The following is an 11,243-nucleotide window of genomic DNA, read 5'->3' on the forward strand; positions in this document are numbered from 1 at the left end:
CCTGGGTTTTCTGAACCGAAGGCGGCGCCTAGATCGCCTCGGAACCGCGCGAGGAGCCCTGTGAGCATGTCCGGACCCGCCGTCGATTTCGACCGCATGACCACCCTTGGCGACGTGGCGCGCTACCATCGCGATGTGCGCCCGGAGGCCACGGCCCTGGTGTTCGAAGGGCGCTCGACGAGCTTCGCCGACTTCGACCGCCACACCGACCAGGTCGCCAACGCCCTGTTGGCGGAGGGATTGAGCGCCGGCGACCGCATCGCCTATGTCGGCAAGAACAGCGACCACTACTTCGAGCTGCTGTTCGGCGCGGCCAAGGCCGGGGTGGTGCTGGCTCCGATCGGCTGGCGCCTGGCCCCGCGCGAGATCGCCTACATCCTAGGCGACGCCGAGGCCCGCATGGTGTTCGTCGGCCCCGAACTGATCGCCCATGTCCAGGACGTGGCGGCCCTGATTCTCGACCAGCCGCTGCTGATCGCCATGGAGCCCGGCGAGGACGGCCATCCCGACTTCGCCACCTGGCGCGACGCCGCCTCCGCCGATGCGCCGACCGCGCGGATCATGCCGGCTGATATCGCCGTGCAGCTCTACACCTCGGGCACCACCGGCCGCCCCAAGGGCGCGATGCTGACCCACGACAACATCCTGGGGCCGCGCAAGCTGGCCGCCGCCGCCGACATGGACTGGAACCGCTGGGGTCCGGACGATGTCAGCCTGGTGGCCATGCCGGTGGCCCATATCGGCGGCACCGGCTGGGGCGTGGTCGGCCTGGTTAACGGCGCCAAGGGCGTGGTGGCCCGCGAGTTCGACCCGACCAAGGTGCTGGACTTCATCGAGAAGGACCAGATCTCCAAGATGTTCATGGTGCCGGCGGCCCTGCAGATCGTGGTCCGCCTGCCGAGCGCCCGCCAGGTTGACTACAGCCGCCTAACCCACATCCTCTACGGCGCCGCGCCTATCCCGTTGGACCTGCTGCGCGAGTGTCTCGAGGTGTTCGGCTGCGGCTTCGTCCAGCAGTACGGCATGACCGAGACGACCGGCACGGTGGTCTATCTGCCGCCACAGGACCACGACCCGGCCGGCAACGCCCGCATGCGCTCGGCCGGTCTGCCGATGCCGGGCGTGGAGCTGAAGGTGCTCGGCGAGAGCGGCCAGGCCCTGCCGCCGGGCGAGGTCGGCGAGATCGCGGTCCGTTCGCCCGCCAACATGGCCGGCTATTGGAGACTGCCCGAGGCCACCGCCGAGACCATCGCCGCCGACGGCTGGCTGCGCACGGGCGACGCCGGCTATATCGACGGCGACGGCTATCTGTTCATTCACGACCGGGTGAAGGACATGATCATCAGCGGCGGCGAGAACATCTATCCCGCCGAGGTCGAAAGCGCCGTCTACGGTCATCCGCACGTCGCCGAGGTGGCGGTGATCGGCGTGCCCGACGACACCTGGGGCGAGGCGGTCAAGGCGGTGGTGGCGCTCAAGCCCGGCGCCCCGGCCGATCCGGACGACATCATCGCCTTCGCCCGCACCCGCATCGCCGGCTTCAAGGCGCCCAAGACCATCGACTTCGTCGAGGTCCTGCCGCGCAACGCCTCGGGCAAGATCCTGCGCCGCGAGCTGCGCGAACCGTACTGGGCTGGCAAGGAAAGGCGCGTGAACTAGCATGGCCGACGGCGGTCGCCTGGCGAGCTTCGTTCAGGGTCTGATCCAGCCGGAGACCGGGCCACGCATCGACTTCCGCCAGCCGGCCGGCGAGCCCGCCTTGGCCGCCCCGGACTCGGTGTCGTGGCGGGTGTTCAAGAACCCGGTCTCGCTATTCGTCGGCGGCGTTGCGGCGGTGATCCTGGAACTCGCCGAGCCGCGCGTGCGCACGGGGGTCTGGCAATACAGCAGTTTTCGCACCGATCCCCTGCCGCGTCTCAAGCGCACGGGCCTGGCGGCGATGGTCACGGTCTATGGCGCGCGATCGGCCGCCGAGACGATGATCGCCGGCGTGCGGCGGATGCATGACCGGGTGGCGGGCTATACTCCAACCGGCGCCGCCTACCGCGCCAACGACGTCGAGCTGCTGGACTGGGTGCAGGCCACCGCCAGCTTCGGCTTCCTGGAGGCCTACCGCGCCTACGCCGCCCCGCTGACTGACGACGAACGCGACCGCTTCTACGCCGAGGCGGCGCCGGCGGCCGCCCTCTACGGCGCCGTGGGGGCGCCGGGTTCGGTGGTGGGATGGGAGGCTCAGCTCGTGGCCATGCTGCCGAAGCTCGAGCGACACGAGATCGTGTTTGAGTTCCTGGACCTGATGCGCCAGACGGCGATCCTGCCAGCGCCACTACAAGGCCTGCAGGGCGCGCTGATCCGAGCGGCGGTGGCGATCACCCCGGCGGAGGTTCGGGCGGTCGTGGGGCTTGGGCCTGAGTGGGACCTGGGGCCGGTGGAGGGCCGGTTGGTGCGCTGGGCCGGCGCGGCGGCCGATCGTTTACCAATCAAGGGCATGCCAGCGGTGGAGGCGTGCCTGCGGATGGGACTGCCGGCGGATTATCTGTATCGGCGCAAATGAGACCCTCTCCTCTCCGGGAGAAGGTTTTTAAGACTGCGCCGCCCGCTAGTCCGTATTCCCCTGGTGCTCCGTGCGGCCCTCGACCTCGGTGCGGGAGAACACCTCCTCCTGCCCGTCCTGCAACAGCTCCGCGGCGTTGTCGCGGTCCTGCTCGGCCTGGACCAGCACCAGCCGCAGGGCCTCGACCTCGGTGGGAGCCTCGACCACCATGCTGCGGAGCGGCGCCTGGGGCGGGGCGTCGCCCAGTCGGACATCAATGCGCCAGCGTACGGTCATGGGAGCCTCTTCTGGAATTGGACGTTCGTTCGCCCCACAGGTAACGCACCATTGCACCGGTCGGTGTTTCTGGCGAGGTTGCGCCAAAGCTTCAGTTAGGAAGATTCCATGGCGGATGGTGGCGGGCGGCAGGGCCTGGGTCGGCGCGAGTTCATGGCCGGCGCCGCAGGTCTGGCGGGGTTCGCCGTTATCTCGGTGGGGGCGGGAGCCGGCTCCGCCCGGGCGGCCTCGCCGCGCGTCGAGGCTCTGATCGTCCAGATGACCCTTGAGGAAAAGGCCGGCCAGCTCTCGTGCTATTCCGACACGATCCGTCCGCCGGTCGGGGACATCAATCCGGCGGTCAACGCCCGCAACACCCAGCAGATCCTGGCCGACACCCGGGCCGGCAGGATCGGCGTGCTGATGAATGGGGTGGGCATCGAGGGCGCCTTGCTGGCCCAGACCGCCGCCGTCGAACAGTCGCGCCTGGGCATCCCGCTGCTGCTGGCCGCCGACGTGATCCACGGTTTCAAGACCATCTTCCCCATCCCCTTGGCCGAATCGGCGAGCTTCGACCCTGTCCTGGCCGAGCGCACGGCCCGGGCGGCCGCCGTCGAGGCCAGCGCCCACGGCCTGCACTGGACCTTCGCCCCGATGGTCGACGTGGCCCGCGACCAGCGCTGGGGCCGGGGGGCCGAGGGCGCCGGAGAGGACGTGTTCCTGGGCGAGGTGATGGCCCAGGCCCGGGTGCGCGGCTTCCAGGGCCGCGACCTGACCGCCCCCGACAGCCTGTTGTCCACCGCCAAGCACTTCGCCGCCTATGGCGCGGTGATGGCCGGGCTCGATTACAACGCCGTCGACATCTCAGACGAGACCCTGCGCGAGGTGCACCTGCCGCCGTTCAAGGCCGCCTTCGACGCCGGCTGTCTGACGGTGATGTCGGCCTTCAACGACATCAACGGCGTGCCCTCCACCGCCAACCGCCACCTGTTGACCGATGTCCTGCGCGGCGAATGGGCCTTCAAGGGCGTGGTGATCTCCGACTACACCGCCGACCAGGAGCTGGTGGCCCACGGCTACGCCGCCGACGACAGGGACGCCGCGCGGCTGGCGATCCTGGCCGGGGTGGATATCAGCATGCAGAGCGGGCTCTACAGCCGCTACCTGCCCGAGCTGGTCGCCCAGGGCCGCGTGCCGATGGCGGTCGTCGACGCCGCCGTGCGCCGGGTGCTGAGCCTGAAGGAGGCCGTCGGCCTGTTCGACCGGCCGTTCCGCTCGATCGACCCCAAGGTCCAGGCCGCCCAAACCGCCACCCCGGCGGCGCGGGCGCTGTCGCGAGAAGCGGGCGCGCGATCCATCGTCCTGCTGAAGAACGATGGCGGCCTGCTGCCCCTGGCGACCCAGGGCAAGCGCATCGCCCTGATCGGGCCGTTCGCCGAGGACCGCGCCAACATCCTGGGCCCCTGGGCCTTTTTCGGCGATCCGGGCCTGAGCGTCGACCTGGCCACCGGCATCCGCGAGGCCCTGGCCGATTCGGCGTCGCTGACCGTCGCCCGCGGCTGCGATGTCGAGGCCACCATCCGCGGCGGCTTCGACCAGGCAGTGGCGGCGGCGCGGGCGGCCGACATCGTGCTGCTGGCGGTCGGCGAGGGGCAGAACATGTCCGGCGAGGCCCAATCGCGCACCGAGATCGGCCTGCCGCGCGTCCAGCAGCAACTGGCCGACCTGGTCGGCGCGGTGGGCAAGCCGACGGTGGTGCTGCTGCGTCACGGGCGGGCCCTGGTGCTGGAGGGGGCCGTCAAGGCCGCGCCGGCGATCCTCGCCACCTGGTTCCTGGGCAGCGAGACCGGCCACGCGGTGGCCGATGTGTTGTTTGGCAAGGTCAATCCGTCGGCCCGCCTGCCGGTCAGCTTCCCGCACGAGAGCGGCCAGGAGCCGTTCTTCTACAATCACCGCACCACCGGCCGGCCCGCGCCTCAGGCCGACGACAGCCAGGAGTACAAGGCTCGCTGGCGCACCACCCGCAACGAGGCGCTCTATCCGTTCGGCCATGGCCTGGGCTATGCGCCGTTCGCGCTCAGCGATGTGCGGTTGTCGACCACTCGCCTGGCCTGGGATGACAAGCTGACCATCACCGCCAATGTCACCAACATGGGCAAGGTGGCCGGCGAGCATGTGGTCCAGCTCTATGTGCATGACCGGGTCGCCAGCCGCACTCGGCCGGTGCGCGAGCTGAAGCGCTTCATCCGGGTGGCCCTGAAGCCCGGCGAGAAGCGCGAGGTGCGCTTCAGCCTGGAGCGCGGCGCGCTGATGTTCTTCGGCGAGAACGATCGCTGGATCGCCGAGCCGGGGATGTTCGACCTGTGGGTGGCCAATAACGCCGTCGATGGCTTGGCGGCGAGTTTCGAGTTGTTGGGGGGGTGAGCGGATTTGTGGAGCCTATTTGACATCTCGAGCCCCACCCATCATTCATCCTACAAATAAAGTCCCCGGAGTTCGCGAGGCCCCATGACCGCCGCCACCCCCATCCGCGTGGCCCTGATCGGCCTGGGCAAGATTGCCCGTGACCAGCACCTGCCGGCCATGGCCGCCGACCCGTGCTTCGAGCTGGTAGCGATCGTCAGCCGCCACGCCGAACAGCCGGGCCTACCCAGCTTCCACACCCTCGATGAGTTGCTGGCCAGCGAGGTCGCCTTCGACGCCGTGGCGCTGTGCACCCCGCCCCAGGTGCGCCACGGCCTGGCCCGCCAAGCGCTGGAAGCGGGGAAGCACGTGATGCTAGAAAAGCCGCCCGGCGCGACGCTGAGCGAGGTCGAGGACCTGCGGCAGTTCGCGCAGGCGAAGGCTGTCACCCTGCAGGCCACATGGCACTCGCGCCACGCCCCCGCCGTCGCCCCCGCGCGCGACTGGCTAGCCGGCCGGAGGATCAGCGCCGCCCGCATCATCTGGAAAGAGGACGTCCGCGTCTGGCACCCCGGCCAGGACTGGATATGGGAGCCGGGTGGCTTGGGCGTCTTCGACCCCGGCATCAACGCCCTGTCGATCGCCACCGCCGTCCTGCCCCGGTCGTTCTTCCTGACCAGCGCCACCCTGCACGTTCCCGAGAACCGCCAGTCGCCAATCGCCGCCGAGCTGGACTTTGTCGACACGGCGGGCGTGCCGATCACCGCAGTGTTCGACTTCCTGCAGACCGGCCCGCAGAGCTGGGACATCGAGGTCGACACCGACGGCGGCGCCCTGCGGCTGTCGCACGGCGGGTCCAAGCTTTGGATCGACGGCCTCCTGATGCACGAGCAGCCAGAGGCGGAGTATCCGAGCCTCTACACCCGGTTCGCCGAGCTGATCGCGACCGGCGCGTCGGACGTCGATGTCACGCCCCTGCGGCACGTGGCGGACGCTTTCCTGCTGGGACGCCGCGTCGCCGCTCCCGCCTTCGTGGAATAGCAAGGTCTCGCCGCCCTGCAACCCGAGCGACGTGCTCTTGCATAGAAGGGGTCTCGGACGTTAGGTACCGTCCGAGCGTAACGTTGACGGCCGACCAGGGTGTCGGAACGAGCGTGCGGCCCTGGGGAGAGATCAAGCGTGAAGTTGCTGGACGCCCCTTTGCCGCCGCCGCTGGCCGCCGCCTTGCGAGCCTGCAAGCCCCACTTCATGGCCGCCGCCGTGTTTAGCGCCATGATCAATCTGCTGCTGCTGGCCCCGACCATCTACATGATGCAGGTCTATGACCGGGTGGTGCCCACCGAGGGCCGGCTGACCCTGCTGTACCTGACCCTCGTCGTTGCCTTCGCCCTGGGCACTCAGACGGCGCTGGAGTCCGTGCGATCGCGTTTGCTGACCCTGGCCGGCCTGCGCGTGGATCGCCTGCTGGCCGGCGGCATCCTGCAGAGGTTGATGAGCGCCCTGTCGCCCGGCTCGTCGTCGCAGGGCATGCGCGAGTTCGACATCGTTCGCCAGGCCTTGTCTGGCCCCATCGCCATCGCCGCCTTCGACATCCCCTGGACACCGATCTACGTAATCGTAGCCTTCATGATCCACCCGGCCCTCGGCGCGATGACCATCGTCGGCGGCGCGATCCTGGTGGTCCTGGCTGTCCTCAACGAGCGCGCTACTCGCCTGCGGGCCCGCGAGGCGTTCTTGGCCCAGGCCCAGGCCTATGCCTCACAAGAGGCCGTCGCCGCCAACGCCGAGGTCGTGCGCGCTCTGGGCATGCGCGGCGCCCTGGGCGAGCGGCAGTTGGTCGACCGCCGCAAGGGCCTTGACCTGACCGCCAAGGCCCAGTTCACCGGCGGCGGCTATTCGGCGGCCACCAAGTTCACCCGAATGTTCCTGCAATCGGCGGCCTTGGGCCTGGGCGCCTGGCTGGCGGTGGACCGGCAGATCTCGGCGGGTTCGATCATCGCCGCCTCCGTGCTGATGAGCCGGGCCCTGCAGCCGATCGAGCAGATGGTCGGCGCCTGGACCACGGTGGGCCAGGCGCGCGGCGCGCTCAACAACCTGATCAAGCTGTTTCCAGCCCAGAATCTTGAATTGCCGAGCACGCAGCTGCCAGCGCCCTCGGGGCTTCTAACCCTTGAGCAGGTGGTGATCCGCGCGCCCGGCGATGGCCCGCTGTTGCTGCGCGGCGTGTCCCTGCGCTTGGCGCCGGGCGAGATCCTCGGGGTTATCGGCCCTAGCGGCGCCGGCAAGTCCACCCTGGCCCGCGTGACCGCCGGTGCGATCACGCCCGACGCCGGGGCGGTTCGGCTGGACGGCGCCAACATGAACGATTGGGACGGCGATCGCCTTGGGCGGTTCATCGGCTACCTGCCGCAGGACTCGGCCCTGATCGCCGGTTCGATCAAGGACAATGTCTCGCGCTTCGCGGCTTGGGCGGGGGGTGATCCCGCCGTCATCGACGCCGCCGTGGTGGCGGCCGCCCAGGCCGCGGGCGTGCACGAGCTGATCCTGCGTTTCCCCAATGGCTACGACACCGTGCTCGGGCCGGGCGGTCGCGGTCTGTCGGCGGGTCAAGCCCAGCGCGTGGCCCTGGCCCGCGCCCTTTATGAAAGTCCGCCGCTGCTTGTGCTGGACGAGCCCAATTCGGCGCTCGACGCCGAGGGCGAGGCGGCGTTGAACCAAACGATTCTGGCCGCCAAGGCCCGGGGCGCGGCGATCATGATCATCGCCCACCGCACGGGCATCCTTAACATCGCCGACCGCCTGCTGGTTCTGCGCGATGGACAGGTCGAGCGGATCGGGCCGCGAGCCGAGGTCATCGCCCAGATGGCCGCGGCCGCCAAGACCCCGCCCCGTTCTGCCACCGACGGCAACGCCATGTCCCTGCAGGGCGCCAAGCCATGACCGTACTGCCTCCCAACACCGCCCTGGCGACGTCGCGGATTTCTGACGACCCGGCCCTGATGATCCGTGTCGGCGCGGTGGTCGCTGGCGTGTTTTTCGTCGGCTTCCTGGGCTGGGCGGCGTTGGCGCCGCTGGACGCCGGGGCCTATGCCCACGGCGTGGTCGCCGTGTCGGGCAACCGCCAGGCCGTGCAGAACCGCGAAGGCGGCGTGGTCACCGGCATCCGGGTCAAGGAAGGCCAGACCGTGGTCAAGGGCCAGATCCTGGTCGAGCTGTCGGCGTCGGAACTGCGGGCCAGCGAACGCGGCATGACCGGCGAGATGCTGACCCTGCTGGCCCAGCGCGCCCGCCTGGTGGCCGAGCGCGACCGCCGCCCCGCGATCGCCGTCCCGCCGGAGTTCTCCACGTTGGCGCCCGAGGACAAGCCCCTGGCCGAGGACTCCCTGCGCCTGCAGCGCCAGCAGTTCCAGGCCCGTCGCGGTTCGCTGAACACCCAACGCGGCGTGCTCAACCAGCGCGTCCTTCAGTTGGGCCAGCAGACCAACGGCGCCGAGCGCCAGCTGGACGCCAATCGCGAGCAGCAGAAACTGATCGCCGAGGAGCTGACCGGTGTCCAGGAACTGGCCAGCAAGGGCTATGCGCCCAAGACCCGCGTTCTGGCCCTGCAGCGCAACGCCGCCTCCCTGACCGGCGAGGACGGGGCCTATCGGGCCCAGATCGCCCGATCCAACGAGCAGATCGGCGAAACCCGCCTGCAGACCCTGTCGCTGGAACGCCAGATGATGGAGGAGGTCTCCGGCCAACTGCGCGACGTGCAGGTGCGGCTGGACGACCTGCAGCCCAAGGTGCTGGCCGCTCGCGAACAGCTGGCCCGCGCCACAGTCCGCGCGCCCAGCAGCGGCAAGGTGGTGGGCCTCAATGTCTTCACCGTCGGCGGCGTGGCGGCGCCGGGCCAGACCCTGATGGAGATCGTGCCTCAGGACCGGCGGCTGGTGATCCAGGCCAAGGTCTCGCCCAATGACGCCGACGACCTGCAGCCCGGCCAGAAGACCCAGATTCGCTTCACCTCGCTGCACGAACGCGACCTGCCGCTGCTGAACGGCACCCTGACCGAGCTGTCGGCCGACAGCTTCACCGACGAGAAGAGTGGGGTGCAGTATTTCCGGGCCGAGGTGGCGGCCCCGCCCGAGGAGCTTGACAAGATCCGCCAGATCCGTGGCGCGCAGTCGGGCCTGCAGGCCGGCCTGCCGGTCGAGGTGCTGATCCCCCTCCGCAAGCGCTCGGCCCTGGCCTATCTGCTGGAGCCCCTGACCCAGACCTTCTGGCGGATGGGCCGCGAGCACTAGAGCATTTTTCGAGCGAAGTGGTTCCGGTTCGCGTGAAGAAAAGTGCGTCAAAACAAAAGATTAGAGCTCACGGCCTGACGCAGTCAGGTCGGGAAATGCTCTTGGACGGGCGTGGACCTTCCCTTCTCCCCTTGCGGGAGAAGGCGGCCTGAGAAGCAGGTCGGATGAGGGGTCGCGCCAGCCTATCGGCAATGCTGTGAAAACGCTTCGGTAGCCGCCCGTCGACCCTCATCCGTCGGCTACGCCGCCACCTTCCCCCGCAAGGGGAGAAGGAACGCGGCGGCAGGTCGATGACGTCCCCGACGGATCCGCGGAAACAAAAAAGGCGGCCCCCCCAAGGCCCGCCTTCAGTTGGTTCCCCCCACAGGGTTTGGCGGCGCTGACAAACAGCCAGTCTCTGGCCTGGGCGGTGCGCCGTTCTTCGAACCGATGTCGCCAGCGGCCGTCGCGTCGGGACGAAAGTCTTCCCGAAGCGCTCGCGTCATCGACCAACGTTCTCCCGATGGCTGGATACCAGGAAGGCGTTCGGCGCGCCAAACGTTACATGCGGGTCCCTTTTCCTTGACCGCTTGTCTCAAAGGACAAACCTGTCTCGCCCCATGCGACGAACGCCCGCATGGGGCGGGTCTCGTAAATCAGCGACTATGACTAACGGGGGGACACATGAGCGATTTCGAACAGCCGCGCGCGGGGCTGCCGTCCCTCGCCCGGTCGAATTTCAGTACCCGGAGCGTACCGGCCGAAGAGCGGCACGACTATTACCGGCGTGAAGTGCTCGTAGCGCTGGACGCCCGTGACCCCGAGCCCGGCTTCACCGCCAGCATCACCTCGCTGCGTCTGGGCGACCACGCCTTCTATGTGACCGAGACCGGCGGCCACACGATGTTCCGTACGCCGGAAATGATCGCCGCCGACGGCCACGACGCCCACATCGTTCAGTTCAACATCGCCGGCTCGCACACCGGCGACTTCGATGGCGTGCCGTTCGCGGCCGGTCCGGGCGAGGTGGGCATCTGCGACCTTTCGCGGCCCATGCTGCTGCACAGCACGTCGGTCAAGGTGCTCTCCACCTTCCTGCCGCGCGTCCAGGTCCAGACCGTCGTGCCGGGCATCGACCTGCATGGCATGGTGCTGGACGGCAACCGGGCGGGCCTGTTGATCGAACACCTGACCTCGGTGACCCGCTGGTTCCCGCAACTGATCCCCCAGACCCTGCCCGGCATCACCCGCGCCACCGTCGAACTGCTGGGCGCGTGCCTGGCCATGGAGGCGGGACGGGCCGATTTCGGGGTGCGCGAGTCGCCCGTGCTGCTGCGCGCCCGCGGCTATGTCGAGCACAACCTGCTGGAACCCAGCCTGAACCCGGCCAAGATCAGCGAAGCCCTGGGCGTGTCGCGCTCCACGCTCTATCGCCTGTTCGAACCCCTGGGCGGGGTCACCGCCTATGTCTGGGACCGCCGCCTGCATCTGGCCCGCGCCGCCCTGCTGGACCCCAAGCGGGTCCGCCGCATCAGCGAGATCGCCTTCCAGTGCGGCTTCAGTAGCGAGGCCCATTTCAGCCGCAGCTTCCGCAAGGCGTTCAACATTCGCCCCAGCGACCTGCGCTCGCTGCAGCCCAGCCTGCCCGACGAGCCCGATGGCCCGTTCGGACGGTGGACCGAGAGGGTCAAGGCGGGGTAGGGCCTGCACGAAATCTGCACGGCAAACGCGCGCGACCGCCTCGACGTCTCCGTTGACCCCAGACG

General features: G+C 69.1%; 8 protein-coding genes. 7 read left to right on the plus strand and 1 reads right to left on the minus strand.

Features of this window, described 5'->3' with window-relative positions; genetic code table 11:
• The first annotated feature begins 66 nt into the window (after positions 1-66).
• Both ACP7AG_RS13500 and ACP7AG_RS13505 read left to right on the plus strand, forming a co-directional pair.
• A complete protein-coding gene (locus ACP7AG_RS13500; RefSeq protein WP_426013060.1) occupies positions 67-1,659 on the plus strand; it encodes a fatty acid--CoA ligase in 1,593 nt (530 codons plus the stop codon).
• 1 nt (position 1,660) lies between these two features.
• The gene (locus ACP7AG_RS13505) at positions 1,661-2,554 is read left to right on the plus strand and encodes an oxygenase MpaB family protein (protein ID WP_426031436.1); all 894 of its coding nucleotides are present in this window, start codon (positions 1,661-1,663) and stop codon (positions 2,552-2,554) included.
• A gap of 45 nt (positions 2,555-2,599) precedes the next feature.
• Here the strand turns inward: ACP7AG_RS13505 and ACP7AG_RS13510 are convergent, their stop codons facing one another.
• On the minus strand, positions 2,600-2,830 hold the full coding sequence (locus tag ACP7AG_RS13510) for a hypothetical protein (RefSeq protein ID WP_426013056.1): 231 nt from the start codon (positions 2,828-2,830) through the stop codon (positions 2,600-2,602).
• A gap of 108 nt (positions 2,831-2,938) precedes the next feature.
• Between ACP7AG_RS13510 and bglX the strand changes: the two genes are divergently transcribed.
• The 5 genes from bglX (at position 2,939) to ACP7AG_RS13535 (ending at position 11,178) form a co-directional block, all read left to right on the plus strand.
• On the plus strand, positions 2,939-5,233 hold the full coding sequence (gene bglX / locus ACP7AG_RS13515; protein WP_426031438.1) for a beta-glucosidase BglX: 2,295 nt from the start codon (positions 2,939-2,941) through the stop codon (positions 5,231-5,233).
• Between the two features lie 84 nt (positions 5,234-5,317).
• Positions 5,318-6,253 (plus strand): Gfo/Idh/MocA family protein, encoded by a 936-nt coding sequence (locus tag ACP7AG_RS13520; RefSeq protein WP_426031440.1) that lies wholly within the window; start codon positions 5,318-5,320, stop codon positions 6,251-6,253.
• 138 nt (positions 6,254-6,391) lie between these two features.
• Entirely contained in the window at positions 6,392-8,152 is a 1,761-nt protein-coding gene (locus ACP7AG_RS13525) for a type I secretion system permease/ATPase (protein ID WP_426031442.1), read from the plus strand.
• Positions 8,149-9,498 carry an HlyD family type I secretion periplasmic adaptor subunit gene (locus ACP7AG_RS13530; RefSeq protein ID WP_426031444.1) on the plus strand — a complete coding sequence of 450 codons (1,350 nt, stop codon included), beginning with the start codon at positions 8,149-8,151 and terminating at the stop codon, positions 9,496-9,498. The genes ACP7AG_RS13525 and ACP7AG_RS13530 overlap by 4 nt, the downstream gene beginning before the upstream one ends.
• 663 nt (positions 9,499-10,161) lie before the next feature.
• Complete coding sequence (locus tag ACP7AG_RS13535; protein ID WP_426031446.1) at positions 10,162-11,178, plus strand: helix-turn-helix domain-containing protein; 1,017 nt, start codon at positions 10,162-10,164, stop codon at positions 11,176-11,178.
• Positions 11,179-11,243 lie beyond the last annotated feature (65 nt).

Origin of the sequence: Caulobacter sp. DWP3-1-3b2 (assembly GCF_049896325.1) — a bacterium.
GTDB lineage: Bacteria > Pseudomonadota > Alphaproteobacteria > Caulobacterales > Caulobacteraceae > Caulobacter.